Source organism: Saccharopolyspora sp. NPDC002578 (genome assembly GCF_053592695.1).
This window is the reverse complement of sequence record NZ_JBSFWJ010000047.1, coordinates 16,681-43,256: the sequence shown is the minus strand read 5'-3', so window position 1 is coordinate 43,256 and position 26,576 is coordinate 16,681. Positions and strand designations below refer to the sequence as shown.

Sequence of the window (26,576 nt, the reverse complement as noted above, 5' to 3'; positions counted from 1 at the left end):
TCTCCTCTGCTCGCCGTCGGCCCCGACGGTGGACGGCGAACCTGGGAATCGGCTGGACGTCCGGTGCGAGGTCCCCGGCATGCCCGCGCGGCGGTTTCCGTCGTCGCTTGATCGAGGTGCCGCCGTGCGGCGACGTCGCCCTCCCGCGCGGAAGCCGCTGAGCACCCGTCGTTCGCCGTTGCGCTCGGGACGGTCACCGCTCGGCGGGTTCGCCACCGGTACGACGACGGAGCGCACGAGCGCTCGGCGCCGTCGGCGGGGTTCCCGTGCCCCGGCGGCCGTGATTCCCAGCGAACTCCCACCTCGCGCCTAGCCGCTTGAAAACCCGGCGGTGCTCCATGGAACCCGGGTCGCCGCCGCTGCCGGCCGTGACGTCAGGAGCGGGAGAACGCGGAAAGGGAGAACGTGATGCCGCAAGGAAGTGTCGAGGTCGCGCACCGGGAGGCGACGGCGCGTGAGACGGCGACGGTCGATCTGGTGATCCCGGTCCACAACGAGGAACGGTCGCTGCCCGGTTGCCTGCAGGTGCTGCGGGAGCACCTGGAGCGCGATTTCCCGTTCCACTGGTCGATCACGGTCGTGGACAACGCCAGCACCGACGCCACGCTGCGGGTCGCGAACGAGATGTCCGAGGCGATGCCGAACGTGCGGGTGCTGCACCTGGACCGCAAGGGGCGCGGCCTGGCACTGCGCACCGCGTGGGGCTACAGCGACGCCGATGTCGTGGTCTACATGGACGTGGACCTCTCGACGGGGCTGGACGCGCTGCTGCCGCTGGTCGCGCCGCTGGTCAACGGGCATTCGGACCTGGCGATCGGTTCTCGGCTGGCGCCGGGTTCGCGCACGGTCCGGGGTGCCAAGCGGGAGCTGATCTCGCGCGGCTACAACAAGGTCGTCCGCTGGACGCACGGCGCGCGGTTCTCCGACGCGCAGTGCGGTTTCAAGGCGGCCCGCACCGACGTGGTGAAGCCGCTGCTGCGGCACGTGCACGACGACGCGTGGTTCTTCGACACCGAGCTGCTGCTGCTGGCCGAGCACAACGACCTGCGGGTGCACGAGGTTCCGGTGGACTGGGTCGAGGACGTCGACACCCGCGTCAACGTCGCCAAGACCGCCACCGACGACCTCGCGGGGCTGCTGCGGGTGGCGCGGGCGAAGGTGACCGGCGCGGCGACGGTGCCGGGGTTGCCGCGGCGCCCGGAACCGCGCGCCGCGCACCCGCAGGCGGTGCTGGCCGAGCGGGAGAACGGGTTGCTGTGGCAGCTGTTCTCGTTCGGCCTGATCGGCATCCTGTCCACTGTGGTCACTTCGGTGCTCTACGCGCTGCTGCGGTCGTGGTGGCCGCCGTTGCTGGCGAACCTGGTGGCGCTCACGGTGACGACGTTGTGGAACACCGAGGCGAACCGCCGGTTCACCTTCGTCGGCCGGTCCGCGGCCTCCGGCCGGGTGCACGTGCAGGGGCTCGTGGTGTTCGCCCTGTACTACGTCGTGACCTCGGGCGCGCTGCTCGCGCTGGACGCGGCGGTGCCGGACGCCTCGCGCTGGCTCGAAGTGCTAGTGCTGGTCGCGTCGTCGGTCGTCGGTACCGCGCTGCGGTTCGTGCTGCTGCGGTCCTGGGTCTTCCGCTCCGCTTCCGCTCCCTCCACCTCTGCAAAGGAATCCGCATGACCACGGTCGCTCTCGGCGCGCCTCGATCGGACGCCGCCGACGCACCCGCCCGGAGCCGGTGGCAACCGTTCGCGCTCGCGGCGATCTGCTTGCTCTCGGCCGTCCTCTACGCCTGGGGGATCGGGGACTCCTGGGGCAACACGTACTACTCGGCGGCGGTCAAGTCGATGTCGCAGAGCTTCGAGAACTTCCTGTTCGGCGCGTTCGACCCGGCGGGCGTCGTCACGGTGGACAAGCCGCCGATGGCGCTGTGGGTCCAGGTCATCTCGGTGCAGGTGTTCGGCTACAACAAGTTCGCCGTGTTGCTCCCGCAGGCCGTGCTGGGCGTGGCGGGAGTGTTCCTGCTGCACCGCACGGTGCGCCGATGGGCGGGGGAGCACGCGGCGCTGCTCGCGGCGCTGGTGCTGGCGCTGACGCCGATCACGGTGGCGATCAACCGGGACAACAACCCGGACACGCTGCTGGTGCTGCTGGTGGTGGCCGCCGCGTACGCGCTGACCCGTGCACTGCGGGCCGAGCGCTCGTCGCGGGCGACCTGGTGGCTGGTGCTGTCGGCCGCGCTGATCGGCTGCGGCTTCCTCACGAAGATGCTGCAGGCGTGGATGCTGCTGCCGGTGTTCATCGCGGTGTACCTGGTGGGGCGCGAGGCGTCCTGGGCGCGCAAGGCGGTCGACCTGGCCGTGGCGGCGGTGACGGTGCTGGTCACGTCGTTCTGGTGGGTCGCGGTGACGATGCTGTGGCCGTCGCCGAAGCCCTACGTCGGGGGCAGCGAGGACGGCTCGGCCTGGGATCTGATCTTCGGCTACAACGGGTTCGGACGGATCCTCGGCGGCGAGGGCAACGGCGGCGGTGGCGGCCCAGGCGGCGGTGGTCCCGGTGGTGGCGGTGGTTTCTCCGGTGAGTCCGGTGTGCTGCGCTTCGCCAACGAGCAGCTCGCGGGCCAGATCAGCTGGTTGCTGCCGTTGTGCCTGCTGGTCCTGGTCGCGGTCGCCGGTGGCGCGGTGCTGCGGCGGCGTGCGGGCGAGCCGGGCGATCGGTTCCGCGCGGCCGGCTGGGTGCTGTGGGGCGGCTGGCTGGGCTTCATCTGGCTCATGTTCAGCTTCGCCCAGGGCACGATGCACCCGTACTACACGACGATGCTGGCCCCGGCGGTCGGCGCGGTGGCCGGTGCCGGGCTCGTCCGGTTCTGGGCGGCCTACCGGCGGCCGGAGGGCGCGGCTTGGGTGCTGCTGCCGCTCGGTGTGGTGATCACCGTGGGGTGGGCGGCGGTGCTGGTGTTCCGCGACCCGGACTGGAACGGCTGGGCCGGGTACCTCGCGATCGGCCTGGGCGTCGCCGCGGTGCTCGCGCTGCTGCTGGGCCGCCGGAAGGCGCGGCTGGGCGCGGTCGCGCTGGCGCTGTCGCTGGCGGCGGTGCTGGCGGTGCCGAGCACGTGGTCGGCGGCAACGGCGTTCGCCGGATCCACCGGCGGCATGGGCGGCGCCAACCCGACGGCCGGGCCGTCCACCGGGATGGGCGGTCCCGGTGGCGGCGGCCCGCCCGGGATGCCCGGTCAGGGCGGTGGCGATCGGCCGGATCAGCAGGACCGGGACGGTCGCGGCGCCCGGCCGCAGGGCGGGATGCCCGGTGGCATGGGCGGGGAATCGCTCAGCGACCAGCAGCGGTCCTTGCTGGCCTACGTCACCGGCGGCGCCGGTGATCGGGAGATCCCGCTGGCGGTCGAGGGCGGCGCGATGGGCGCGGGCTCCTACATCATCAACAGCGATCTCCGGGTGATCGGCATGGGCGGCTTCATGGGCAGCGACGACGCGCCGTCGGTGGAGCTGCTGGCGCAGTGGCGGCAGCAGGGCGAACTCGGCTTCGTGCAGCTCGGTGGCCGGGGTGGTCCCGGCGGGGGCGGCCCGGGGCGGGCTCCCGGCGGCCAGAACGAGGGCGACCAGGCCGGGGACGGCCGGCCGCAGGGCATGCCCGGCGGTCAGGGCGGCGCCGCGAGCGAGCGGCAGGAGTGGGTGCGGCAGCACTGCGCCCTGGTCGACCCGGCCGCCTACGGGGGCGAGGAAGCCGCCGCCGAACAAGGCGAGGGCGGCACCTCAGAAGGCCTCTACGACTGCCGGGGCTGACGTCCCTGCCCGGTGGGACCGGGGATTCCCCGTCCCACCGGGTTCCCAGCATCTGTTCAGCGAGTCCCCAGATGAGTGAGAGATCCTGGTCCGGTGGTTGATGCGAAGGCGCCGTCGGCGCGGGTACTGGTCGTCGATGACGAACCCAACATCCTGGAGCTGCTCACCGCCGCGCTGCGGCTGAGCGGTTTCGAGGTGCGCGGCGCCGCGAGCGGGGCCGAGGCGTTGCGCGCGGCCGGCGACTTCCGCCCGCACATCGTGGTGCTGGACGTGATGCTGCCGGACCAGGACGGGTTCACCGTGGCCCGGCGGCTGCGCGACGGCGGTGACGCGGTGCCGGTGCTGTTCCTGACGGCGCGCGACGCCGTGGAGGACCGCATCGCCGGGCTCACCGCGGGCGGCGACGACTACGTGACGAAACCGTTCAGCCTGGACGAGGTGGTGCTGCGGCTGCGCGCGATCCTGCGCCGCGCCCAGCCCGCGCAGGTCGCCGAGCCGGATTCGCGGCTGCGCTACCAGGACCTGGAGCTCGACGAGGAGACCTACGAGGTGCGCCGGGACGGGCGCCTGGTGAACCTGTCGCCGACGGAGTTCAAGCTGCTGCGCTACCTGCTGATCAACGCGGAGAAGGTGGTCAGCAAGGGCCAGATCCTCGACCGCGTGTGGAACTACGAGTTCGGCGGGGACAGCCGCATCGTCGAGTCCTACATCAGCTACCTGCGCCGCAAGGTCGACTTCACCTCGCCCGCGCTGATCCACACCATCCGCGGGGTCGGTTACGTGCTGCGCATCCCGCCGGAGGAGCGCGCCCGATGCTGACGGGGACGCGGCGGTTCGCCCGCACGTTGCGCGGCAGGCTGCTGCTGGTGCTGATCGGCGCCACCGTGGCGGGGCTGGTCGCGATGGGTTTCGCGAGCCAGCTGCTGCTGCGGAACTCGTTGATGGACAAGCTCGACGGGCGGTTGCACGAGATGTCCCGGCCATGGGTGGACGATCGGCACCCGCCGCCGATGCCCGACGAGAAACCGGGTCGCGGCCCGAACCTGCCCACGGACTTCCGCGCGTTGTTCTTCACCGCGGACGGCGAGCTGTGGAAGGTGATCGGGCCGACGGAGACCGACCCGGGCAAGCCGATGCTGCGCCACCCCGGTCCGGAGGGCCGGGTCATCACGGTGCCCGACGGTTCCGGCGGCGCGGATTGGCGCGTGCTCACCGAGACCAGGTCCGACGGGGAGAGCGTGTCGCTGGCGCTGTCGACCGGTGACGTGGACCTGACGCTGCAATGGCTGCTGATCATCGAGCTGGTGGTCGGCGCGATCGTGGTGGCGGTGCTGGCGGTGGTGTCGATGGTGACGGTGCGGCTGGGGTTGCGGCCGTTGACCCGCATCGAGCACACCGCGCACGCCATCGCCACCGGCGAACTGGACCGCCGCATCGCCGACCAGGACCCGAGCACCGAGACGGGCAGGCTCGGCGCGGCGCTGAACACCATGCTGGGCAGGCTGGTGGCGGCGTTGCAGCAGAGCGAGCAGTCCGAGCACCGGTTGCGCCGGTTCGTCGCGGACGCCTCGCACGAGCTGCGCACGCCGCTGACCTCGATCCGGGGTTTCGCCGAGCTGTACCGGCGCAGCGAGTCGCCGGGCGAGCAGGACGTGCGGCTGATGATGTCGCGCATCGAGAGCGAAGCGGTCCGGATGGGCGACCTGGTGGAGGACCTGCTGCTGCTGGCCCGGTTGGACCGGGAGCGCACGATCGACCTGGTGGACCTGGACCTGGTGCCGCTGGCGCGGGACGTCGCGGGGGACGCGCGGGTGCGCGACACCGGCCGCGAGATCGAGCTGGTGGTGCCGCGGCGGTCGGTGCGGGTGCTCGGCGACGGGCCGCGACTGCGGCAGGTGCTCACGAACCTGATGACGAACGCGCTGGTGCACACGACTCCGGGCGCCCCGGTGCGGGTGGAGGTGGAGCACGGGGCGGCGCGCGACGACGTGTTCGCGGCGGGTGCCGCGATCGAGCCGGGCACGCCGATGGGCGTGGTCTCGCTCAGCGACGGCGGTCCGGGCATCCCGCCGGAGCACGCGCGCCGGATCTTCGACCGGTTCTACCGCGTCGACGACGGCCGCGAGCGCTCCGAGGGCGGCACCGGCCTGGGCCTGGCGATCACCGCCGCCATCGCCGAGGCCCACAACGGCCGCGTCGAACTCACCGCGAACCCGGCGGGAGGCTCCACCTTCCGCCTCCTGATCCCGCTGAGCTGACGGGTCCGGCGGCTTCAGGACGCCGGTTCGGAGCGGGCGTCGTCCCACACCTTCATCAGGTGGGTGATCGCCGCGTCCAGGCTTTCCGGGGTCGCGCCGTCGCGGCTTTCGATCGACAGGCCGTACATGAACGAGGTGAACACCACGGCCAGGTTCTCCGGGTCCGTCTCGGCGTCGAGTTCGCCTGTTGCGACCGCCCGTCGCACGCAGGCCGCGACGTTGCGCCGCACCACCGCCCGGCGCTCGGTCAGCAAGGCTCGGACGGTTCCGTGATCGGCGGAGCCGACGGTTGCGGCGAGGACGAGCAGGCAGCCCGCCGGGTGGGTGGGGTCGGCCTGGGTCCGGGCAGAGGCGCGCAGGACCTGCTCGACGGCGTCCCGCGGCGGCAGGTCCTCCCGTCCGACGGCGTCCGTGACCCGGCCGAACGAGGCCATGTAGGTCTGGACGACCTCTTCGAACAGCGCTTCTTTGGAACCGAAGGCGGCGTAGAAGCTGGCCGAGGAGATTCCCAGCGCGGTCCGCAGTTGCGCCAGGCTGGTCGCTTCGTAGCCGTGTTCCCAGAACAGCCGCAGTGCGGCCTGCAGCGCTGCATCGCGATCGAATTCGCGCGGACGCCCCGTGCGTGCCATGCCCGCTCCTTCCCGAACACTTCAAGACTATGTGTTCCAGAATTCGTTGACAACGTCATCACCCGTTCGCACATACTTGTGGAGTGACCAATCCAGAAGTTGATGTGAGCGAACCGGCGGGGCACGAGCGAAAGGGGGACGGCGGCGGACGGCTGCCGTGGTCGGCGCTGCTGGCGATGGCGCTGACCGGATTCGTGATCATCATGACCGAGACCGCTCCGGCCGGACTGCTGCCGCAACTGGCCGCGGGACTCGACGTCAGCGAAGCCTCGGCCGGGCAGCTCGTCAGCGTCTACGCGCTCGGCACCGTCCTCGCGGCCGTCCCGGCCATCCGGCTCACGGCCCCGGTCCGGCGCAAACCGCTGCTGCTGAGCGGGATCGCCGGATTCCTGGTCGCGAACACCGTCACCGCGCTTGCCGGGGATTACGCCGTCGCAATGGCGGCCCGCTTCGTCGCCGGCGCGTTCTCCGGGCTCCTGTGGGGGATGATCTCCGGTTACACGCGGGCGATCGTGCCGATCTCCAGGGCGGGCACCGCACTCGCCGTCGCGATGGTCGGTACGCCGGTCGCCCTGTCGATCGGCACGCCGCTGGGCAGTTTCGCCGGGGCGCTGGTGGGCTGGCGATCGACGTTCGCCGGGCTGTCGGTGATCTCGATGGCGCTGATCGGATGGGTGCTGGCCGCGGTGCCGGACCGGCCCGGCACATCCGGGCCGCGGCGCACGCCGGTGCTCCAAGTGCTGCGCATCCCGGGTATCGCGCCGGTGCTGCTGGTCGTGTTCACCTGGATGCTCGCCCACAACATCCTCTACACCTACATCGCCCCGTACCTCGCCTACGTGCGAGTTCCGGGCCGGGTGGATCTCGTGCTGCTGCTGTTCGGGCTCTCCGCGCTCGGGGGGATCTGGTTCACCGGCCGGGCGATCGACCGTTCGCTGCGTCGGCTGGTGCTGGGCAGCGTGGCCGTGTTCGGCCTCGCCGGCGTGCTGTTCGGGCTGTGGGGCGACGTGCCGCCGTTGTTCTACCTCGCGACGGTGCTCTGGGGCGTGGCCTTCGGCGGTTCCTCCGTCCAGGTGCAGACCGCCTCGGCCGATGCGGCGGGCAGCGAGATCGACCTCGCGCAGGCGTTGCTCACCGTGGTGTTCAACATGGCCATCTTCGGCGGCGGCGCCGTCGGCGCGGTGCTGCTGGCGACTCCGGGGCCCGTCGCGTTCCCGTGGGCGGCGGTCGTGCTCGCGGCTCTCGCCGGGGGCGCCGCCTTGCTCGCCCGCCGCCACGGATTCCCGCCGGGCCCCCGCGCCGGGTGAGGTGAGCGGACCGTTCGACCGACGTGATCGGGCGGTCCGGTCCCGCGCGTCGAGCCCGGAGGCCACCCGCTCGCGGGCGTCGGCACTCGCCGGTGGCGACGAACGGACCGTTCGCCCAGCGTTGGACGAACGGTCCGTTGACTCAACCCGTGGCGGGGGTGGTCAGATCTTCACCGTCGGGTTGTGCAGGTCGAACCACACCGAGACGTCCAGGGCACGCTCGAACACGTTCCGGGTGGGGGTGTCCACTTCGGACGGATCGAGGTCCGCGGCCTTGCGCACCCAGTCGGCGTTGAGCAGCTCCAGGGCGCGGTCGCCGTTGGCGATGAGCTCCTTGACCTGCTTCTGCAGCTCGGCGGCGTAGGCCGGGTCCTGGGTGGACGGGTACGGGCTCTTGACCCGCTCCACCACCGATTTCGGCAGCACGTCGGCGGACGCGCCGCGCAGCAGGCTCTTCTCCCGGCCGTCGAAGGTCTTCAGCGACCACGGCGCGTTGAACACGTACTCGACGAGCCGGTGGTCGCAGAACGGCACCCGGACCTCCAGGCCCACGGCCATGCTCATCCGGTCCTTGCGGTCCAGCAGCATCCGGACGAAGCGGGTGAGGTGCAGGTAGCTGATCTCGCGCATCTTCGCCTCGAACGGGCTGTCCGAGTCGAGCTTCGGCATCCCGGCGACGGCCTGCTCGTACTCCGAGGAGATGTAGCCGGGCAGGTCCAGCGTCGAGGAGATCGACGGGTCGAGGATCTGGGTGCCCGCGGCCTGCTGGGTGTCGAACGCGGCCAGCCACGGGAAGGTGCGGGCCTGCTGCACCTTCGGGTCGTGGAACCACTTGTAGCCGCCGAAGACCTCGTCGGCGGACTCGCCGGACAGCGCCACGGTCGAGTGGCCGCGGATGGCCTTGAACAGCAGGTACAGCGAGTTGTCCATGTCCCCGAGGCCCATCGGGAAGTCCCGGGACTGCACGGCCGCGCGCCGCACGGCGGGGTCGGCCAGGGCCTGCGGGTCGAGCACGATGTCCTGGTGCTGCGAGCCGACGTGCTTGTGCACGTCCTGCACGAACGGCCCGTCGGGGGTCGCGCGCATCTCGTCGGGCTTGAAGTTCTCGGTCTGCCCGACGAAGTCCACGGCGAAGCTGCGGACCTTCTCGCCCTGCTCGGCGAGCTGCTGGGCGGACAGCGCGGTCAGCGCGCTGGAGTCGAGGCCACCGGACAGCAGCAGGCAGCGCGGCACGTCGGCGACGAGCTGGCGGCGCACGATGTCGTCGAGAAGTTCGCGCACGTGCGCGACGCTGGTCTCCTGGTCGTCGGTGTGCTCGGCGACGTCGAGGCTCCAGTAGGTGTGCTCGCGCAGGCCGTTGCGGTCGAAGGTGACCACGGTGCCGGGCACGACTTCGCGCATGCCCTGCCAGATGGCCTTGCCGGGCGACTTGGTCACGGAGAACAGCTCGCGCAGCCCGTCGGCGTCGACGACCTTCTCGACCTCGGGATTGGCGAGGATGGCCTTCGGCTCGGAGCCGAACATGATCCCGTTCTCGGTCTCCTGGTAGTACAGCGGCTTGATGCCCATCCGGTCCCGGATCAGCAGCAGCTGGTCGGTGCGGGTGTCCCACACGGCGAACGCGTACATGCCGTTGAGCTTCTCGGCGACGCCTGCGCCCCACTCGAGGTAGCCGTGCAGCACGACCTCGGTGTCGCTGTCGGTGTCGAAGGAGTGGCCGCGCCGGCGCAGTTCGTCGCGCAGTTCGGTGAAGTTGTAGGCCTCACCGCTGTAGACCATGCCGACCTTGCCGTCGGCGGTGTCGACCTCCATGGGCTGCGCGCCGCCGGGCAGGTCGATGATCGCGAGCCTGCGGTGGCCGAGCGCTGCGTGGGGCTGGACCCAGGTCCCGGCTCCGTCCGGCCCGCGGCAGGCCATGGTGTCGCACATGGCGTCGATGACGGGCTGTTCACGGGTGAGGTCTCGGCGGAAGTCGATCCAGCCGGAGATGCCGCACATGGGCGTAGCTCCCTTCGCGAAGGTTCTTACTTAGGCAAGGTAACTACTTCGTTGCATCGACGAAACCAATTTCGGGATGTCGATTTTCGGCGACACAACGCCCAGACCAGCCAAAACGGGCGAAAATCCGTAGCTGTGCGTGTTCGGTGCGGGCATCTGGGCAGGTAACGCGGTCGTAACACGGCCGCTGCCGCCGGAGGAGTGAAAGACGCCACTGCCTCACTCGCACGGGTGAACCTGAACCGCTCCGCCGGAGTTCCGTAAGGGACGCGTCAAGACCGCGGCCGCCCGCGTCAAACCGGTGTCAGAGACCTGTCCGAGCCGCCGCGGCAGGACTTGAGTGGTGGTCGGAGGGCGCCACCGGGGCGCCCGGTGCACCGGAGAAGGGGGCGCAGCGATGGCCGACCTGGCCTGCGCCGTGCTGCTGATCGGCGGATTCCTCGTGCTGGCGCTGTCCCTGCGCGGTTTGGAGCGGTTGTGATCGCGCTCGTGGCCGACATCGCGGGCGGAGCGCTCGCGCTGCTGCTCGTCGTCTTCCTGTTCGTCGCCCTGATCAGGCCGGAGAAGTTCTGATGTCCACCCTCGCGGTCGGCCTGGTCCAGGTCGGCCTCCTCGTCCTCGCCCTCGCGGTGGTCTACCGCCCCTTCGGCGACCACATGGCGCGCACCTACACCGACGACCGGCACTGGCGCGTGGAGCGGTGGCTCTACCGCCTGCTGCGGGTCGACGGCGACTCCGGCCAGCGCTGGAGCACCTACGCCGCCGCCGTGCTCGGCTTCTCGTTCGTCTCGGTCGCGCTGCTCTACCTGCTGCAGCGGGTGCAAGCGCTGCTGCCGTGGAACTTCGGGCGCGGCGCCGTCGAACCCGCGATGGCGTTCAACACCGCCGTCAGCTTCGCGACCAACACCAACTGGCAGTCCTACGTGCCGGAGCAGGTGCTCGGCCACGCCGTGCAGGTCGCCGGGCTCACCGTGCAGAACTTCCTGTCCGCGGCGGTCGGCATGGCCGTCGCCGTCGCGCTGGTGCGCGGGTTCAGCCGCTCCGGCACCGACCGCATCGGGAACTTCTGGGTGGACCTGACCAGGGGAGTGGTGCGAATCCTGCTGCCCGTCGCGGCCGTGGCTGCGGTGCTGCTGGTCGCGCTCGGCGCGGTGATGAGCTTCGCGCCGGGCCTGCACGTGGTGGGCCTCGACGGGCAGCCGCACACGATCGCCACCGCGCCGGTCGCTAGCCAGGAGGCCATCAAGGTGCTCGGCACCAACGGTGGCGGCGTGCTCAACGCGAACTCGGCGCACCCGTTCTCGAACCCCGGCGGTCTCAGCGACCTGCTGCAGGTGTTCCTGATGCTGCTGATCCCGATCTGCCTGACCCGCACCTTCGCCACGATGGTCGGCGATCGGCGGCAGGGCCGGGCGCTGCTGGCGGTCATGGGCGGGCTGCTCGCCGCGATGCTCGCGATCGCGTGGTGGGCCGAGGCGCACCCGAACGGTCCGGCCGCGCTGGCCGCCGGCGCGTCGATGGAAGGCAAGGAGGCCCGGTTCGGGACGTACCTGTCCGGCCTGTTCGCCGTGGTCACCACCGGAACCTCGACGGGTGCGGTGAACTCGGCGCACGACAGCCTCAGCGGGCTCGGCGGTGGTGTCGCGCTGCTGAACATGCTGCTCGGCGAGGTCGCGCCCGGCGGAGTGGGAGCGGGGCTCTACGGAATCCTGGTGCTGGCCGTGATCGCGGTGTTCCTGGCCGGGCTGATGGTCGGGCGGACCCCGGAGTACCTGGGCAAGAAGCTCGGCCGCCGCGAGATCACCGCCGCCGCGCTGTCGATCCTGGTGATGCCGACGCTGGTGCTGCTCGGCACCGGGACCGCGATCGCGCTGCCCACGACTTCGGCGGCGATGGGGAATTCCGGCGCGCACGGCCTGTCCGAGGTCCTCTACGCGTACGCCTCGGCGGCCAACAACAACGGCAGCGCGTTCGCCGGGCTCACCGCCACCGGCGACTTCTTCCAGGTGACGCTGGCGCTGGCCATGCTGTTCGGCCGGTTCGTGCCGATCATGGCGGTGCTGATGCTCGCAGGCGCGCTCGCCCGGCAGCGGCGCGTCCCGGCCACCGCCGGAACCCTGCCGACCACGGGTCCGCTGTTCGCGGGCCTGCTCACCGGCACCGTCGTCCTCGTCGCCGCGCTGACGTTCCTGCCCGCGCTGGCGCTCGGCCCGATCGCGGAGGCATTGGCATGACCACCGTCCTGACCCCACCGGACAAGCAGGCGCCGCACCGAGAACGGGCCGTGGCCGCCGGGGCGTTCAGCCCGCGCCAGCTGCTCGCCGCGCTGCCCCGCGCGCTGCGCAAGCTGCACCCGCGCCACCAGCTCGCCAACCCCGTCATGTTCGTGGTCTGGGTGGGATCGGTGCTGGTGACCGCGCTGACCGTCGTCGAACCCAGTGTGTTCAGCATCGTCGTCGCGGCGTGGCTGTGGTTCACCGTGCTGTTCGCGAACCTGGCCGAAGCGGTCGCCGAAGGGCGTGGCCGGGCGCAGGCCGATTCGTTGCGCCGCGCCAAATCCGAAGCCGTCGCACGCCGGATCACCGAGCACGGCGAGGAATCCGTCGCGGGCACCGCGTTGCGCGTCGGCGACCGGGTGGTCGTCGAGGCGGGCGAGGTGATCCCCGGCGACGGCGACGTCGTCGAAGGCATCGCCACCGTCGACGAGTCCGCCATCACCGGAGAATCCGCGCCGGTGATCCGGGAATCCGGCGGTGACCGCAGTTCCGTCACCGCGGGCACCACGGTGCTCTCGGACCGGATCGTGGTGCGGATCGGCACCGCTCCCGGCGAGACCTTCGTGGACCGGATGATCGCGCTCGTCGAAGGCGCGCGGCGGCAGAAGACGCCGAACGAGATCGCGCTGACGATCCTGCTGTGCACGCTGACGATCGTCTTCCTGCTCGCGGTCACCGCGCTGCAGCCGATGGCCGGCTACTCCGGTTCGCCGCTGTCGGTGGTGACGCTGACGGCGCTGCTGGTGTGCCTGATCCCGACCACGATCGGCGCGCTGCTCTCGGCGATCGGCATCGCGGGCATGGACCGGTTGGTGCAGCGCAACGTGCTCGCCAAGTCCGGGCGCGCGGTGGAGGCCGCCGGGGACGTGGACACGCTGCTGCTGGACAAGACGGGCACCATCACCTTCGGCAACCGGCGGGCCACCGAGCTGGTGCCGGTCGGGGGAGTCTCCGAGCGGGAGCTCGCGGAGGTGGCGAGCCTGTCCAGCCTCGCCGACCCCACGCCCGAGGGCGTCAGCGTCGTCGAGTTCTGCCGCGAGCGCTTCGGCGGCCTGCCCGCGGAATCCGGCGAGACCGTCGAGTTCACCGCGCAGACCCGGATGAGCGGCATCGACTTGCCCGGCAGGCGGATCCGCAAGGGCGCGGTGAGCGCGGTGGGCGAGTGGGTGCGCTCCGGCGGCGGCACCGTCGAGTCCGAAGTGGACGACGTGGCCGACGGCATCGGGCGGGACGGCGGCACACCGCTTGCCGTCGCGGAGGAGCGTGGCGGAGCCGTGCGGGTGCTCGGCGTGATCCGGCTGTCCGACGTCGTCAAACCCGGCATGGCGCAGCGGTTCGCGCAGCTGCGCGCGATGGGCATCCGCACCGTCATGGTCACCGGCGACAACCCGCTCACCGCCGCCGCCATCGCGCGGGACGCGGGCGTCGACGACCACCTCGCCGAGGCGAAGCCCGAGGACAAGATGGAGCTGATCCGCCGGGAGCAGGAAGGCGGGCGGCTGGTCGCGATGACCGGCGACGGCACCAACGACGCGCCCGCGCTCGCGCAGGCCGACGTCGGGGTCGCGATGAACACCGGAACGGCCGCCGCGAAGGAGGCCGGGAACATGGTGGACCTCGACTCCGACCCGACGAAGCTCATCGAGGTCGTGGAGATCGGCAAGCAGCTGCTCATCACGCGCGGGGCGTTGACGACGTTCAGCATCGCCAACGACCTGGCGAAGTACTTCGCCATCCTGCCCGCGCTGTTCGTGGCGATCCACCCGCAGCTGGGCCGGTTGAACGTGATGCACCTGGCGACGCCGTCCTCGGCGATCATCTCGGCGGTGATCTTCAACGCGCTGATCATCGTGGCGCTGATCCCGCTGGCGCTGCGCGGCGTCCGCTACCGCCCGGCGAGCGCGGCGTCGCTGCTGCGCCGCAACCTGCTGCTGTTCGGCGTGGGCGGAGTCATCACCCCGTTCTTCGGCATCTGGCTCATCGACCTCGTCGTCCGCCACCTGCCCGGACTGGGCTGACGAGTTTCCGGAAAGCGAGGGGAGATCATGTTCATGACGCTGTTGCGGCAGGCCGGGACCGGGTTGCGGGTGCTGCTGGTGGCGACGGTGCTGCTGGGCATCGGGTATCCGCTGGCCGTGTGGGGCGTGAGCCGGGTGCCGGGGTTGCACGACCACGCGGAGGGCTCGCCGCTGGTGGTGGACGGCCGGGTCGTCGGCTCCGAGCTGATCGGGGTCGATCCGGTGCCCGCGAACCCGGCGCGGGACCCGTTCTTCCACACCCGGCCGTCGGCGTCGGCGGCGGGGAACCTCGGCCCGGGTGATCCGGCGACGTCCGGCGGTTCCAACCGGAGCGCGGACAACGCCGAACAGCTCGCCGCCGTGCAGGAACGCCGAGCCGCCGTCGCCGCCCGCGAGGACGTGGCGCCCGCGGCGGTCCCGGCCGACGCGGTCACCGCCTCGGCCAGCGGTGTCGATCCGGGCATCAGCCCCGCCTACGCCGCGTTGCAGGCGCCGCGCGTCGCCCGCACGACGGGTCTGCCGCTGCCGCAGGTGCAGCGCCTCATCGCGGAGTCCACCTCGGGTGGCGTCGTGGCCGAGCGCACCGTCGCCGTGCCCGCGCTCAACGCCGCCGTCGCCGCGGCCCACAGCGGGTGAGCGGTCGGCAGGAGCGGCAGGATCGGTGGTGGCCGTTCACGTCAGGAAGGGATCGGATGAAGCGGGGCGAGCTGCGGATCTACCTCGGCGCCGCGCCGGGCGTGGGCAAGACCTACGCGATGCTCGGCGAGGCGCGGCGGCGCGGCGCGCGCGGCACCGACGTGGTCGTCGGCCTGGTGGAGACGCACGGCCGCGAGGAGACGCGGCGGCTGCTCGACGGCCTGGAGCAGGTGCCGCGCCGCACCCTGGTGCACCGCGGCGTGCCGGTGACCGAGCTGGACCTCGACGCGGTCCTCGCACGGAAACCCCAGGTCGCGGTGGTCGACGAGCTCGCGCACACCAACGTTCCCGGTTCCCGCAACGAGAAGCGCTGGCAGGACGTCGAGGAACTGCTCGAAGCCGGGATCACCGTGCTGTCCACGGTCAACGTGCAGCATTTGGAGAGCCTCAACGACGTCGTCGAGTCGATCACCGGAGTTCGCCAGCAGGAGACGGTCCCCGACGAGGTGGTGCGCCGCGCCGAGCAGATCGAGCTCGCCGACATCACCCCGCAGGCCCTGCGGCGCCGCTTGGCGCACGGCAACGTCTACGCCGCCGACAAGGTGGATGCCGCGCTGGGCAACTACTTCCGCACCGGCAACCTCACGGCGCTGCGCGAGCTGGCGCTGCTGTGGCTGGCCGACCAGGTCGACGTGGCGTTGCGCCGCTACCGCGCGGAACGCCACATCACCGACACGTGGGAGGCCCGGGAGCGGGTCGTCGCGGCGATCACCGGCGGAGCGGAGAGCGAGACGCTGATCCGCCGCGCCCGCCGCATCGCCGCCCGCGCGGGCGCGGAGCTGCAGGTGGTGCACGTGCTGCGCGGCGACGGGCTGGCCGGTGCCTCCCCGGCGAACCTGGCTCGGGCCCGCCGGGTCGCCGACGACGTGGGCGCGAGCTTCCACACGGTGGTGGGCGACGACGTCCCGGAGGCGTTGCTGGAGTTCGCCCGTGGCGTGGACGCGACGCAGCTGGTGGTGGGCACGTCGCGGCGCTCGCGCTGGGCGCGGGTGACCGCCGAGGGCATCGGCTCCACGGTCGTGCAGCACTCCGGGAAGATCGACGTGCACATGGTGACGCACGGTCAGGCCGGTGCGCGCCCGTTCCGCCGCCCCGCGCGCAACCCGCTGTCCCGCGTGCGCCGGGCCTGGGGCTGGGGGCTGGCGGTGGTGCTGCCGACGCTGGTGACGGTGCTCAGCGCGCTGTTGGGGAACTTCGAGCTCTCCACCGACGTGGTCGGCTACTTCCTGGCGACGGTGGTGGTGGCGCTGGTCGGCGGGGTCGCTCCGTCGGTGGCGACGGCGCTGCTGGCGGGCGGGTTGCTGAACTTCTTCCTCACGGAGCCGCGGCATTCGCTGGCGGTGAGCCATCCGGGCACGCTGGTGACGGTGTTCGCGATGATCGGCGCGGGCCTGATGGTGGCGGTGGTGGTGGACCGCGCCGCCCGGCTGGCCGAGCGCGCCGCCCGCGCCCGCACGGAGGCCGCGCTGCTCGCCTCGTACGCGCGCACGGTGCTGACACACCCCGATCCGCTGCCGAGGTTGCTGGAGAAGCTGGTGGAGAACTTCGGGCTGTCGTCGGCGGCGTTGCTGGAGCGCGGTGCCGACGGCTGGACCATCGCCGCGTCCCTCGGCGCCCGCCCGTGCACCCGGCCGGATCAGTCCGATGTGGACATCGAGGTGACCGGGGACGTGCACTTGGCGCTGAGCCGCCCCGACGGCCGGGCGCTGCCCGCGGACGACCGCACGGTCCTGGAGGCGGCGGCCGGGCAGGCGCTGGTCGCGTTGCGCCAGCAGCGCATGGTGGCGGAGACGGCGGAGGCGCAACGCCAAGCCGACGCGAACCGCCTGCGCACGGCGTTGCTCTCGGCGGTGGGGCACGACCTGCGCACGCCGCTGGCGTCGATCAAGGCGTCGGTGAGCAGCCTGCGCATCCCCGGTCTGGAACTGTCCGAACAGGACACGGCGGAGCTGCTGGCGGGCGTGGAGGAATCCACTGATCGGCTGACGGATCTGGTGGACAACCTGCTGGATTCGTCCCGGTTGGCGACGGGCGCGATCGTGCCGCAGCTGCACCCGGTGGGCTACGACCAGGTCGTTGCCGGAGCGCTGGCCGGGATGGAGGGCCGCGAGCGCGTCGAGGTCGACACCGACGAGTCGCTGCCCGCCGTGCTCGCCGACGTCGGCCTGCTGGAGCGGGTCATCGCGAACGTCGTGCAGAACGCGGTGAAGTACGGCGGCGACCGGGTGAGCGTGCGGGCCAGCGAGCACGCCCGGTGGGTGGAGCTGCGCATCGTCGACCACGGCCCCGGCCTGCCCGAGGACGCCGCGGAGGCCGTGTTCGCCCCGTTCGAACGCCTCGGCGGCCACGCCGACACGGGCCCGCCCGGTGTCGGCTTGGGGCTGAGCGTGGCGCAGGGTTTCATGCAGGCCATGCACGGCACGATCCGCGCGGAGGACACGCCCGGCGGCGGTCTCACCATGGTGCTGGCGCTGCCGGTGGCGACGGAGGGGCGATGACGAAGGTCCTGGTGGTCGACGACGAGCCGCAGCTGCTGCGCGCCCTGCGCATCAACCTCACCGCCCACGGCTACGAGGTCGTGGTGGCTCCCGACGGGGCGACGGCGCTGCGCGTCGCGGCGGACGCGAAACCGGACGTGGTGGTGCTCGACCTCGGCCTGCCGGACCTGGACGGCGTCGAGGTCATCGCGGGCCTGCGCGGCTGGACGACGCTGCCGATCATCGTGCTGTCCGCGCGCACCGAGTCGACCGACAAGGTGCACGCCCTCGACGCCGGCGCCGACGACTACGTCACGAAACCCTTCGGCATGGACGAACTCCTGGCGCGGCTGCGCGCGGCGGTGCGCCGCTCGCACGTGTCGGCGGCCGAGGACGAACCGGTGGTGCGGACCGAGTCGTTCCAGGTGGACCTGGCGGCGAAGAAGGTGCACCGCGAGGGCGCGGAGGTGCACCTGACGCCGACCGAGTGGGGAATGCTGGAAGTCCTGGTGCGCCACCGGGGCAGGCTCGTCGCGCAGCGGCAGCTGCTGCAGGAGGTGTGGGGCCCGGCCTACGCGGACGAGTTCCACTACCTGCGCGTGTACGTGGCCCAACTGCGCCGCAAACTCGAACCGGACCCGAGCCGCCCCCGGCACCTGATCACGGAAGCGGGGATGGGCTACCGGTTCGAGCTCTGAGCCTCGGGTTCGGCCTTCTGCGCCGCTTTCCCTTGGCTGTTCTGGTCTTGCCCGCGCATGCTGCTCGTTCTTGCTTGTGCCCACCGAGTACAGTCCGCGTCGCGGACCCGTCCCACGTGCGTGGGGTAGCGGGTCCAGCTTTCGCCGAGCGACGCTTCACTTAACGTCCGCAGGACCACCTTCAAGGTTCGAGCTCCGAGTTCCTAGCCGCGCTTTCCTGGCGAGGTCCTGTTCGGCCACGGTGATCGCCTCGTCCAGCGCGTGCCGGAAGACTGCGATCTCGCTGTAGCGCAAGCGGAAGTAGCCCTGGTACTCCGGGCCGAAGACCTCGACGTCGCCGGAGGCGACCCCGACGGTGCAGACGGCCATCTCCTCGTCGTCGTCGCTGCACCGGCACAGCCACTCCCGCTGCGGACTCTCGGAACCGAACCGCGCGATCTTCTCGTCCATCACTGCCTCCTGGGGTTGTGGATCACGCTTTCAAGAATTGCGTGAACGCAAGAAGGCGCGCAATTACGCGATCGAGTGATCGCGGAAGCTGATCATTCCTGCCAGGCTGGGAGCACATTCCCCGCAACGACAGGAGATCGTTGATGCCTCGCCGTCCCGGACCGTCCGCCCGGTCCCGTCGTCTCGCGCAGACCCTGCGCAAGATTCGCGCCGAGAAGGGCGTCAGTGCCGCTGAAGTCGGCAAGGAGCTCGGCATGTCCGGCAGCAAGATCAACCGGATCGAGACCTGCGAGATCGGCATCTACCTGGACGACCTGGAGAAGGTGCTCGACTTCTACCAGGTGACCCAGCAGCGCCGCGTCGAACTCCTCGACATCGCCCGCCACGCGGAGCAGCGCAGCTGGTTGCGCACGCGCAACGCGCACTTCCCGGCGGACTGGCAGACCTGGAGCGACTTCGAGGACGAAGCGACGGGGTTGCGGCATTACGAACCGCTCGGCATCCCCGGCCTGCTGCAAACCTCCGAATACGCCACTTCGATCATTCGGGCTACGGGCGGTTCTCTGCTGAACCGAGAGGTAGACGAGCTGGTGTCCAGCAGGATGGCGCGGCGAGGACTCTTGTCCAAAACGCAACCGCTGGAACTGCACGTCATCCTCGAAGAGTCAGTCCTGACCAGGCCCTTCGGGGAATCTGGGGCTCTGACGCGGCAACTTCGGCACTTGTCGGACGAGGCCACGCGGCCGAACGTGACCGTTCAGGTCTTGCCGGCCGATGTCAGTTTTCATGCAGCCATGGCCGGGGCGTTCATCCTGCTTGAGTACGACGACGAGCCGAGCTTGGTCTGGTTGGAACAGTTGTCCTCCAGTCTGTTCCTTGAAGAAGAAGAGCATCTCGATCTCTACCGCGCGGCGTGGGAGGAGCTATCGACGATTGCGTTTCCACCGGAGAAGACCGTCGAGTACCTGCGTCATCTAGCTGTTCAACGTGAGCAGCATGGGTGACATCCTTCGTGCATGAAGCAGCTTCACGTTGAGCAAGTCCGCTGGCGGAAGTCCAGTCGCAGCGCAACCACTGCCAACTGCGTAGAGGTGGCGTTCAACTGGCGAAAGTCCAGCCGCAGCGCGGACACCGCCAACTGCGTCGAGGTCGCCCCCGGTGGGGGCTTCGTCGGGGTTCGGGACTCCAAGTCGCCGGAGACCGGGGTGCTCGTCGTGCCCGCTCGGCGGTGGGCGGACTTCCTCGCCGCGCTGCGCGGTGCGGGTTCCGTGTGACGTTCTCCGAAGTGGCCACGCGCGTGAATCCGCGCTGTTAGCGTCCTCCGGGCGCTGGAGATCATCTCATGGGGGAGGCGGTCGCCGGCGCCGGGAATGGGCGGTGCGGAAGGGAAGAACGCGGATGAACGTGCTGGTCAGGATGTTGGCGGTGCTGGATGCGTGAGGTGCTGACGCTGTCCGGGGATCTCCTCGGACCTGTTCCTAAGCCTCCCCCGGAGCAGGCGCCGGCGCCTCCGCCGGAACCCGAACCGGTGCTGGTGCTGGCGGCGCGCCGCTGGCAGGCGGCGGAGGAACGCCCGGACCCGACGCTGCTGCTCTCGACCTTGCGCAACGCGACGGTCCACCTGCACGCCGAGGCCACCACGGTGCTGCTCGGCGGTCGCGAATGGCTGCCCGTGTTCTCGACGCGGCAACGGGTCGCCGACTACGCCGGTGCGGCCGGGATGGCGGACGCGGACGGTTCGGTGAACACCGTGTCGCTGCCCGCGAAGCGGCTGTTCGAGCACTACCTGCCACCGAGCGTCGGAGTCGTCGTCGACTCCGGCGAGCAGCACCAGCTGGTGCTGGCGGCGCAGGAGGTGCGCGATGCCTGAGGGGAACTTCGGGATCGACCCGGCCGCGCTGGACGCGGTGATCGCGGGACACGAGCAGACGGTGCAGGCGCTGTCCGACCTGATCCCCGGTGGCGGATACGTCGCTGACGCGGGTTCGGGCGCCGGATTGCAAGCCCTGGCGCTCAGCGCCGGTGACCTCGGTGAGGATTCCGAGGTGCGGGGCGCGCTCGCCATGTTCTGCCTCCAGTGGGAGCACGGCCTGGGCAGCCTGCTGCGCACCGGGCAGGAAATGGCCGACCAGCTCACCGAAGTCGTGCGGGAGTACCGCGGTCAGGACGACGAGGTTTCGGGACTGTTCAAGGAGATCTACATGACCGTCGCCTCACCTGATCAGCAGAAGGTCGCCGGTGCCCGCGACATGAGCTGGAGCGAACTGGGCGAGGCCGCCAGGCCCGATTACGGCGGCTGGGGCGAGGAGCTCGGCGAAGTCGGCGAGTCGTTCGGCCAGGTCGGTGACGACCTGTGGACGGCGGGACAGGCCGGCGCCGAGGTCATGAACCCCGCTCTGCGCGAGTGGAATGATCGTTGATGGCGGCGCAACTGGGCGACACCGACGACCCCACCGAACTCGTGCCCGGCGACGTCGCGGGAACCGGGGACAAGGCCGACACGCTCCGCCGCATCGCCGACGGGCTCGGCGCGGTGCGGCGCATCGACTCCGAACACGCCTGGACCGGCCCGGCCGCCGACGCCTACCGCAAAACGGTGCGCGACGAGCAGCAGCGCTGGGACGTCGCCGCCGCCGCGTTCGGCAAGGCGGCGTCGGCGCTCACCGACCACGGCAACGCGCTGCGCTCCGCGCAGGACAAGGCGGCCCGCGCGATCGAACTGCACCGCCAGGGCGAGCAGGACAGCGCCCGCGCGGAGAAAGCCCATGCGGCGCAGGTGAAAGCGGCCGGTCCCGAAGATCGGGTCGCGCCCTTCCAAGACCCCGGCGCGGCCAAGACGGCCGAAGCGCAGGCGATCCTCGACCAGGCGCGCAGCGAACTCCGCTCGGCGAGCGCCGCCACCCGCACCGCCCTGAAGCAGGCCGCCGAGAGCGCCCCCGACCCGTCCGTGCTGGAACGTCTCGCGGACATGGCCCGCGCGACCGGCGGCACCTACTTCGAGGCGTACAAGAGCTTCACCGGCGGAGCGCTCGGCGCGGTCGGCGAGATGGGCATGGGCGTGCTCGGGATGGCCGCGAAACCCCTGCACCTGATGACGGACCCGGCGGCCACGATCTCCGCCGGATTCTCGGCGGGCGCCGGAATCGTGCACATGGTCACCACGAAGGAGGGCTGGGGCCAGACCATCGGCTCCCTCGACGAGTGGAAGAAGGACCCCGCCGCCGCCCTCGGCAAAGCCGCCACCAACATCGGCACCACCGTCGCCGGCGGCGGCGCGGGCGCGGGCGCGAAAGCGGCCGGACTCGGCGGCAAAGTGGGCAGAGTCGGCAAACTCGCCCCGGAAGCACCCTCGGGCAGCCCGTTCGACGGGGCGCCGCCGGTGGAGAAGCGCAGCCACTTCGACCCGCCCTACGGCTACGACGAGCACGGCCCGCGGTTGAACGAGAACCGCCCGGCCCCCGAACCCGAACCGGAACCGGAACCCGTCGAACGCAACTCCCCGGACGAGGACTACTTCCCCAGGGGCCGTCCCGACTGGATGGACGAAGACGTGCTCGACCCGATGAACCCGGGTGACGGGCCGAGCACCCCCGAGTCGGAACCGCCTCGTGCAGCGGAACCGCCGTCGGCGTCCTGGCGGGCGGCTGCTGAGGAGAACTTGCAGCGTCTCTACAAGGCGAATGAGGAGGCGCGCGATTACCAGACCGAACTGGAGCAGCATCGGCCGCAAGATTTGGCGAAGCACCGAGAGGACATCGTTGAAATACGCAAGCAAATCCGCGATCTGGAAGCAAGATTGAGATGAGAGCTGTGAGCGATCAAAGCGAGCCGATCCAGAACGGGCCGTCGCAGTCGTGCGAGGTTCCCGTGTACGGACCCTCACCGCAGGACCCGAAGCAGTGGGCACTCCAATCGGCCCAGATCACGTGGTTCCCCACCACGGACGGCGAGGTGCTTGTGGACATCGTCCTACCTGTGGGCGACATGGCCAGTGTTGGGCGCGATGTCTTCTCCACCATGCTCGGGATGCGTTCGGACCTGCAGCAGCACGGTTGGAATGTCTTGGTCAACGCTTCCCGTCGCAATGCGTGGGGCTCCACCCGCCGGTACCCGTGCCACATCGACCAAGTCCGCATCTATCCGGCGTTCGGCCGTCCGCCGGAGCCGTATTCGCTGCACGCGCTGGCGTTACCCGACGACCTGGGTGAGATCGGAGGGGGTTCTGTGGACGAGCAGCTGCTCTGGCGCAAGGAGTGGGCCGGGCGAGTGGGGCCGGGCGAATGGAGCTGGACCGAGTACGACCGGGAACGAAGGGCGTTCCAGGCTCGGAAGTCTTGAGTCCCGCAGCCGAGCAACACGGCACGCCTAGATGTCGGATGCCCGGACCCAGTATCGCGCAGGTGGTGGGCAGGCGTGTTCGGAGAGGAACAGAACGAACGTGATGGCACAGCCCGAGCCTGCTCAGCGGCACGTCCGCGAGGTTCAGGTCTACGGACCCGCCCCGACCGATGCTGGGACTTTGGTGTTCCAGAAGGCCCGGTTGACCTGGGTGCGCCTCGGAACCGGCGTGCATGTCGAATTGGAACTCCCGACGAAGACGGTCAGCTCGCCCGGCGCCGACGTGTTCTCTGCGCTGATGGTGTTGCGCGCCGACCTCCACGACGACGGCTGGGGCTGGTCCGTTCTCGTGAACGCTTCCTTGATCACCGCTTGGGGGCCTACCGAGGAGCATCCGTGTGCGGTCGACCAGGTCCGGATATTTCGGGAGTACGGCGAGCCGCCGGACGCGGATCCGGTCGACGCATTGGGCGTGACCGCGTCTGCAGAGCTCGACTACGAATACAGCCCGAGGTTGCAGTGGACTTTACGAAAGAACTGGGAAGTCGGTGCGGAGACGGGATCCGGTGACAGGGAAGAGTATTGGCACGTCATCGAGTCGATGCGCCATGGCAAGAGGCGGACGAAAGCTGACCGTGACGCGATCCGGAACGTTGCGGTGAAGCCTGCGGAGGCTGGTGGATACGTACCGGCCTGCGTGCCCACCGAGCAGCAGCGGAACGAAGTACTTCCGCACGCGGAAGAGATCTACGTGCGCGGGCGTGTGCCGAGAGAGAACAAGGAGCGGGTGAGGGCTTTGGCGGAGTGGGGCCGCCGTGACAGGGGCGGCGTGCACCTGCGGCTCACCGGCCCGTTCGGCCAGTACAGCGCTGAGGAGGACAACCTGTTCGAGGCGCTTCGAAAGATCCGCCTGGACCTGTTCGCGGATTCCTGGGACGTGCTGGTGAACGCCGGTCTGCGCCAAGCGTGGGGCAGCAACCAAGCCTTTCCGTGCGGGATCGCCCACGTTCGGATCTATACCAACGTGACTCGCCCGCCGATGAAGGAACAAGTCGATGCCTTGGGGACGCCGGAGAACGTCGATGAGGACGACTTTCACGTGATACGCCAAATGACTTGGCATCATAGGTGGGCTGGTCCAAAAGGGTTCGGGGGCAACAGAGCCTCGTGTCAACGTTGATCAACCGCGGCGCGGCGTGAACTTCGGCGGCTCCGCAGCTGCTGACCTCCCTGAGTCGGACCATGGTCGGTCGAGGAGGACCGATCGGGTGGAGGCTGTGCGGTCCGTGTGAAGTTCGCGGAAGTCGGGTCGGGGGTGGAACCGGCGCTGCTACTGTCTGCGTCGCACTGGTGATCAGCAGCCGCGACTTGGGGGTTCCCCGCGATGACCGCACCAGCACCGCCCCCCGCTCCGGGCGGGCCGGGCCAGACCATCACCGTCACACCGGAGAACGTCCTGGCGGCACGCCGGGTGATCGGGGAGGCGGCGGAGGACGCGAAGTTCAAGCTGCAGAACCTCCGCACGAAACTGATGGTGCAAGCGTCGGCGCGCGACGAGATCAGCACCACTGCCGCAGCCGTCTGGAACCGCAACTTGCTGGTGGGCCCTGAATCGCACTTCGAACGCTTGCATTCATACGTCGAGAGCGTTGAGGAGCTGGCGAACCAGCTGGAAGAAGCCGCGAAGGCGTACGGCTTCACCGACGAGGAGATCGAGGCCTCGTTCAAGTCGAGCGAAGCCCGGTTCTAGGGAGACGTGCAAGTGCTTTCAAGTGTGAGCCGCTGGGCCGCCGTGCTCTCGATGGTCGGGTTGCTCGGTACTGGATGTGCGTTGAACGGTGGCGAGGGATCGGATCAGCCGCCCTCGGGCTCGATGTCACCCGCGCCGCAGCCTGCTCCCGAACGGCCTCGGGAACTGGTGCTCGCCGGTAAGCAGAGCGCGGAGCTCTGCACGTTGCTGTCCCCCGGCCAGCAGGCAGCCGTCGGTGTAGGCCGGTCCAGTCCGCTGACGGGGCAGGACGTCGGGTGCGGATGGTTGAGCCTTCCTGGCGCCGATCCTGATGTCGGCGTTCAGATCCAGTCGTTGCCGATGGATCTCGCGCAAGCCGTCGAACGTTCCGGGGACCCGTTCCCCGAAACGGCAGCGACGTACACCGTGCAAGGTTTTCCGGCAGAGCAAGGTCAGAACGGTGCTGGGCTCGAGGGAATGGGGTGCCGAGTGGACGTCGACGTCGCCGACGGGCAGACCCTCGAGGTGTTCTACACGCCGACCATTGCGGGATCCGTCCCGAACCAGGACATGTGTGCCAAAGCCAAGCAGGCGGCGGAGTTCGCGGTGACCAACCTGCAGGCGCAGGGCTGAACGAGCTGAGGGGGCTGGCGTGGAGGATTTGAATCCGATCCGGAACCTCCGGTTCCAGGGCTTCGACATCCCGGAGCTGCTGGACTGGATCGGCAAGATCAAGGACGGGCGCGGCACGGAGTCGATGGACCAGGCCGCGACCGCGCTGCAGCAGTGCGCGCAGATCGTCACGGAGCTCGACGACACCCTGCGCACCGAGCTCGGCAAGCTGCAGATCGAGTGGACCGGCAACGCCGGGGCCATCGCGCAGGAGGCCACCGCCAAACAATCCGCGGTGATGCAGCAGTCTCAGGACCCGTTGGCGACCTCGGCGACCAGCGTGGAAGCGCAGGGGCGCGGGTTCGAGTCGGCGAAGAACACGCTGCCGAACCAGAACGAGATGCAGAACAACGAGTCCGAGAACATCTTCGAGAAGGGCGCCGGCGTCTTCGGCTACACCAGCGACTACGACGAAGAGGCCAAGAAGATCGACGGCCGCAAGCAGGTCGCGCAGCAGGCCCTCAACTCGTACCGGGACACCACGGTCACGCAGGCCGAGAGCTTCCAGCCCATGCCGGAGATGCAGCCCGCCGCCGTCACCGCGCAGGCCGCGGCGCCCGGTGGGGGCGCGGGTTCCGGGATCGGCGCGTTCGCCTCGCCCGGCGGCGGTGCGGGTGGCGCTGCCGGATATGCCGGTGGCGTCGGCGGGATCGGTGCCATCGGCGGTGGTACCGGCGGTCGTGCCGGTGGCTCCGGCGGAGGCGGCGACACCCCGGTCAGCGGTGGGCGCAGCGGCAGCAGGCAGGAGCCCGGTCGCGGGACCGGCGGCGACCCGGACACCAACCCGCACGACGACCCGAAGCAGGGCGGCATCGGGCTCGGCGGCGTCCTCGGCATCGGCGCGGGCGGCGCCGCCGTCGCGGGGATCGGCGCGGTCGCCGCGAGCAAGCTGCTCGGCGGCAAGGCCGGCACTCCCGAAGGCAGCGTGCGCGGTGGTTCCGCGGGCGCGGACAAGGGCAAGGCCGGGTCGTTGCGCGGCGGCTCCTCCGGAATCGGCGGCGGTCCGGGCGACACCACGGCCGGGCGCACCGCGAGCGGTTCCGCCACCAGCAAACCCGCTCCCGGCTCCGCGATGGGCCCCGCCGCCACCCGCGGGCAGGGCGGCTCCGGCGAGGACAGCGAGCACGAGAACAAGTACTACGAAGAGGAAACGCCGTTCGACGACAACCGCCTCGTGGCCCCGCCGGTGTTCGGCGCGGACCGCGAGCCCGGTGACGACGACGAACCGAAGAAGGGCTGACG

At 70.5% G+C, this 26,576-nt stretch carries 25 protein-coding genes; 22 read left to right on the top strand and 3 right to left on the bottom strand.

Features of this window, described 5'->3' with window-relative positions:
* The first annotated feature begins 408 nt into the window (after positions 1-408).
* The 4 genes from ACWD38_RS21105 (at position 409) to ACWD38_RS21090 (ending at position 6,046) form a co-directional block, all read left to right on the top strand.
* Positions 409-1,668 carry a glycosyltransferase gene (locus ACWD38_RS21105; RefSeq protein WP_450124734.1) on the top strand — a complete coding sequence of 420 codons (1,260 nt, stop codon included), beginning with the start codon at positions 409-411 and terminating at the stop codon, positions 1,666-1,668.
* Positions 1,665-3,788: an ArnT family glycosyltransferase gene (locus ACWD38_RS21100; protein ID WP_450124733.1), complete on the top strand. Its 2,124-nt coding sequence runs from the start codon at positions 1,665-1,667 to the stop codon at positions 3,786-3,788. Before ACWD38_RS21105 ends, ACWD38_RS21100 begins: the two co-directional genes overlap by 4 nt.
* A gap of 93 nt (positions 3,789-3,881) precedes the next feature.
* Positions 3,882-4,607, top strand: coding sequence for a response regulator (locus ACWD38_RS21095; RefSeq protein WP_184481802.1), 726 nt, complete (start codon positions 3,882-3,884; stop codon positions 4,605-4,607).
* Complete coding sequence (locus ACWD38_RS21090; RefSeq protein ID WP_450124732.1) at positions 4,601-6,046, top strand: sensor histidine kinase; 1,446 nt, start codon at positions 4,601-4,603, stop codon at positions 6,044-6,046. The genes ACWD38_RS21095 and ACWD38_RS21090 overlap by 7 nt, the downstream gene beginning before the upstream one ends.
* Positions 6,047-6,060: 14 nt before the next feature.
* Here ACWD38_RS21090 and ACWD38_RS21085 read toward each other — a convergent pair whose 3' ends face one another.
* Positions 6,061-6,675, bottom strand: a complete 615-nt coding sequence (locus ACWD38_RS21085; RefSeq protein ID WP_184481800.1) for a TetR/AcrR family transcriptional regulator — start codon at positions 6,673-6,675, stop codon at positions 6,061-6,063.
* Positions 6,676-6,758: 83 nt separating this feature from the next.
* On the opposite strand from ACWD38_RS21085, the gene ACWD38_RS21080 reads away from it, so the two are divergent.
* Complete coding sequence (locus tag ACWD38_RS21080; protein ID WP_343071545.1) at positions 6,759-7,982, top strand: MFS transporter; 1,224 nt, start codon at positions 6,759-6,761, stop codon at positions 7,980-7,982.
* 162 nt (positions 7,983-8,144) lie between these two features.
* Here the strand turns inward: ACWD38_RS21080 and asnB are convergent, their stop codons facing one another.
* On the bottom strand, positions 8,145-9,980 hold the full coding sequence (gene asnB, locus ACWD38_RS21075; RefSeq protein WP_450124731.1) for an asparagine synthase (glutamine-hydrolyzing): 1,836 nt from the start codon (positions 9,978-9,980) through the stop codon (positions 8,145-8,147).
* A gap of 343 nt (positions 9,981-10,323) precedes the next feature.
* On the opposite strand from asnB, the gene ACWD38_RS21070 reads away from it, so the two are divergent.
* The 7 genes from ACWD38_RS21070 to ACWD38_RS21040 are packed head-to-tail and all read left to right on the top strand — an operon-like array spanning position 10,324 to position 18,145.
* On the top strand, positions 10,324-10,461 hold the full coding sequence (locus ACWD38_RS21070) for a hypothetical protein (RefSeq protein WP_450124730.1): 138 nt from the start codon (positions 10,324-10,326) through the stop codon (positions 10,459-10,461).
* Positions 10,458-10,553 (top strand): K(+)-transporting ATPase subunit F, encoded by a 96-nt coding sequence (gene kdpF, locus ACWD38_RS21065; protein ID WP_184481795.1) that lies wholly within the window; start codon positions 10,458-10,460, stop codon positions 10,551-10,553. The genes ACWD38_RS21070 and kdpF overlap by 4 nt, the downstream gene beginning before the upstream one ends.
* The gene (gene kdpA / locus ACWD38_RS21060; protein WP_184481793.1) at positions 10,553-12,214 is read left to right on the top strand and encodes a potassium-transporting ATPase subunit KdpA; all 1,662 of its coding nucleotides are present in this window, start codon (positions 10,553-10,555) and stop codon (positions 12,212-12,214) included. Before kdpF ends, kdpA begins: the two co-directional genes overlap by 1 nt.
* Positions 12,211-14,274, top strand: a complete 2,064-nt coding sequence (kdpB, locus tag ACWD38_RS21055; protein WP_184481791.1) for a potassium-transporting ATPase subunit KdpB — start codon at positions 12,211-12,213, stop codon at positions 14,272-14,274. The genes kdpA and kdpB overlap by 4 nt, the downstream gene beginning before the upstream one ends.
* A gap of 27 nt (positions 14,275-14,301) precedes the next feature.
* Entirely contained in the window at positions 14,302-14,910 is a 609-nt protein-coding gene (locus tag ACWD38_RS21050; protein ID WP_184481789.1) for a potassium-transporting ATPase subunit C, read from the top strand.
* Between the two features lie 56 nt (positions 14,911-14,966).
* Positions 14,967-17,468, top strand: coding sequence for an ATP-binding protein (locus ACWD38_RS21045; RefSeq protein ID WP_450124729.1), 2,502 nt, complete (start codon positions 14,967-14,969; stop codon positions 17,466-17,468).
* The gene (locus ACWD38_RS21040) at positions 17,465-18,145 is read left to right on the top strand and encodes a response regulator (RefSeq protein WP_184481785.1); all 681 of its coding nucleotides are present in this window, start codon (positions 17,465-17,467) and stop codon (positions 18,143-18,145) included. Before ACWD38_RS21045 ends, ACWD38_RS21040 begins: the two co-directional genes overlap by 4 nt.
* Positions 18,146-18,301: 156 nt before the next feature.
* On the opposite strand, the gene ACWD38_RS21035 is transcribed toward ACWD38_RS21040, so the two are convergent.
* Positions 18,302-18,595, bottom strand: coding sequence for a hypothetical protein (locus ACWD38_RS21035; RefSeq protein ID WP_184481783.1), 294 nt, complete (start codon positions 18,593-18,595; stop codon positions 18,302-18,304).
* A gap of 143 nt (positions 18,596-18,738) precedes the next feature.
* On the opposite strand from ACWD38_RS21035, the gene ACWD38_RS21030 reads away from it, so the two are divergent.
* The 10 genes from ACWD38_RS21030 to ACWD38_RS20985 all read left to right on the top strand — a co-directional run bounded on the left by ACWD38_RS21030 (position 18,739) and on the right by ACWD38_RS20985 (position 26,574).
* The gene (locus tag ACWD38_RS21030) at positions 18,739-19,599 is read left to right on the top strand and encodes a helix-turn-helix domain-containing protein (protein WP_184481781.1); all 861 of its coding nucleotides are present in this window, start codon (positions 18,739-18,741) and stop codon (positions 19,597-19,599) included.
* Positions 19,600-19,611: 12 nt separating this feature from the next.
* Positions 19,612-19,869, top strand: coding sequence for a DUF397 domain-containing protein (locus tag ACWD38_RS21025; protein WP_184481779.1), 258 nt, complete (start codon positions 19,612-19,614; stop codon positions 19,867-19,869).
* Positions 19,870-20,027: 158 nt separating this feature from the next.
* Complete coding sequence (locus ACWD38_RS21020) at positions 20,028-20,465, top strand: SseB family protein (protein ID WP_184481777.1); 438 nt, start codon at positions 20,028-20,030, stop codon at positions 20,463-20,465.
* Positions 20,458-21,015: a hypothetical protein gene (locus tag ACWD38_RS21015; protein ID WP_184481775.1), complete on the top strand. Its 558-nt coding sequence runs from the start codon at positions 20,458-20,460 to the stop codon at positions 21,013-21,015. The genes ACWD38_RS21020 and ACWD38_RS21015 overlap by 8 nt, the downstream gene beginning before the upstream one ends.
* Positions 21,015-22,400 (top strand): putative T7SS-secreted protein, encoded by a 1,386-nt coding sequence (locus ACWD38_RS21010; RefSeq protein ID WP_184481773.1) that lies wholly within the window; start codon positions 21,015-21,017, stop codon positions 22,398-22,400. The genes ACWD38_RS21015 and ACWD38_RS21010 overlap by 1 nt, the downstream gene beginning before the upstream one ends.
* Before the next feature lie 5 nt (positions 22,401-22,405).
* Positions 22,406-22,933: a hypothetical protein gene (locus tag ACWD38_RS21005; protein ID WP_184481771.1), complete on the top strand. Its 528-nt coding sequence runs from the start codon at positions 22,406-22,408 to the stop codon at positions 22,931-22,933.
* 103 nt (positions 22,934-23,036) lie between these two features.
* Positions 23,037-24,113 carry a hypothetical protein gene (locus ACWD38_RS21000; RefSeq protein ID WP_450124728.1) on the top strand — a complete coding sequence of 359 codons (1,077 nt, stop codon included), beginning with the start codon at positions 23,037-23,039 and terminating at the stop codon, positions 24,111-24,113.
* A 204-nt stretch (positions 24,114-24,317) separates the two neighbouring features.
* Positions 24,318-24,683 carry a hypothetical protein gene (locus tag ACWD38_RS20995; RefSeq protein WP_246457051.1) on the top strand — a complete coding sequence of 122 codons (366 nt, stop codon included), beginning with the start codon at positions 24,318-24,320 and terminating at the stop codon, positions 24,681-24,683.
* 51 nt (positions 24,684-24,734) lie between these two features.
* Complete coding sequence (locus ACWD38_RS20990) at positions 24,735-25,295, top strand: DUF3558 domain-containing protein (RefSeq protein ID WP_450124736.1); 561 nt, start codon at positions 24,735-24,737, stop codon at positions 25,293-25,295.
* A gap of 19 nt (positions 25,296-25,314) precedes the next feature.
* On the top strand, positions 25,315-26,574 hold the full coding sequence (locus tag ACWD38_RS20985; RefSeq protein WP_184481765.1) for a PPE domain-containing protein: 1,260 nt from the start codon (positions 25,315-25,317) through the stop codon (positions 26,572-26,574).
* The last annotated feature ends 2 nt before the right edge of the window (positions 26,575-26,576 follow it).

Bases quoted from the DNA above. Each gene is read 5' to 3' on its own strand.
- ACWD38_RS21105 (WP_450124734.1), top strand. From the start codon at position 409: ATGCCGCAAGGAAGTGTCGAGGTCGCGCACCGGGAGGCGACGGCGCGT.
- ACWD38_RS21100 (WP_450124733.1), top strand. From the start codon at position 1,665: ATGACCACGGTCGCTCTCGGCGCGCCTCGATCGGACGCCGCCGACGCA.
- ACWD38_RS21090 (WP_450124732.1), top strand. From the start codon at position 4,601: ATGCTGACGGGGACGCGGCGGTTCGCCCGCACGTTGCGCGGCAGGCTG.
- ACWD38_RS21085 (WP_184481800.1), bottom strand. From the start codon at position 6,675: ATGGCACGCACGGGGCGTCCGCGCGAATTCGATCGCGATGCAGCGCTG.
- asnB (WP_450124731.1), bottom strand. From the start codon at position 9,980: ATGTGCGGCATCTCCGGCTGGATCGACTTCCGCCGAGACCTCACCCGT.
- kdpA (WP_184481793.1), top strand. From the start codon at position 10,553: ATGTCCACCCTCGCGGTCGGCCTGGTCCAGGTCGGCCTCCTCGTCCTC.
- kdpB (WP_184481791.1), top strand. From the start codon at position 12,211: ATGACCACCGTCCTGACCCCACCGGACAAGCAGGCGCCGCACCGAGAA.
- ACWD38_RS21050 (WP_184481789.1), top strand. From the start codon at position 14,302: ATGTTCATGACGCTGTTGCGGCAGGCCGGGACCGGGTTGCGGGTGCTG.
- ACWD38_RS21045 (WP_450124729.1), top strand. From the start codon at position 14,967: ATGAAGCGGGGCGAGCTGCGGATCTACCTCGGCGCCGCGCCGGGCGTG.
- ACWD38_RS21040 (WP_184481785.1), top strand. From the start codon at position 17,465: ATGACGAAGGTCCTGGTGGTCGACGACGAGCCGCAGCTGCTGCGCGCC.
- ACWD38_RS21035 (WP_184481783.1), bottom strand. From the start codon at position 18,595: ATGGACGAGAAGATCGCGCGGTTCGGTTCCGAGAGTCCGCAGCGGGAG.
- ACWD38_RS21030 (WP_184481781.1), top strand. From the start codon at position 18,739: ATGCCTCGCCGTCCCGGACCGTCCGCCCGGTCCCGTCGTCTCGCGCAG.
- ACWD38_RS21025 (WP_184481779.1), top strand. From the start codon at position 19,612: ATGAAGCAGCTTCACGTTGAGCAAGTCCGCTGGCGGAAGTCCAGTCGC.
- ACWD38_RS21020 (WP_184481777.1), top strand. From the start codon at position 20,028: ATGCGTGAGGTGCTGACGCTGTCCGGGGATCTCCTCGGACCTGTTCCT.
- ACWD38_RS21015 (WP_184481775.1), top strand. From the start codon at position 20,458: ATGCCTGAGGGGAACTTCGGGATCGACCCGGCCGCGCTGGACGCGGTG.
- ACWD38_RS21010 (WP_184481773.1), top strand. From the start codon at position 21,015: ATGGCGGCGCAACTGGGCGACACCGACGACCCCACCGAACTCGTGCCC.
- ACWD38_RS21000 (WP_450124728.1), top strand. From the start codon at position 23,037: ATGGCACAGCCCGAGCCTGCTCAGCGGCACGTCCGCGAGGTTCAGGTC.
- ACWD38_RS20995 (WP_246457051.1), top strand. From the start codon at position 24,318: ATGACCGCACCAGCACCGCCCCCCGCTCCGGGCGGGCCGGGCCAGACC.
- ACWD38_RS20990 (WP_450124736.1), top strand. From the start codon at position 24,735: ATGGTCGGGTTGCTCGGTACTGGATGTGCGTTGAACGGTGGCGAGGGA.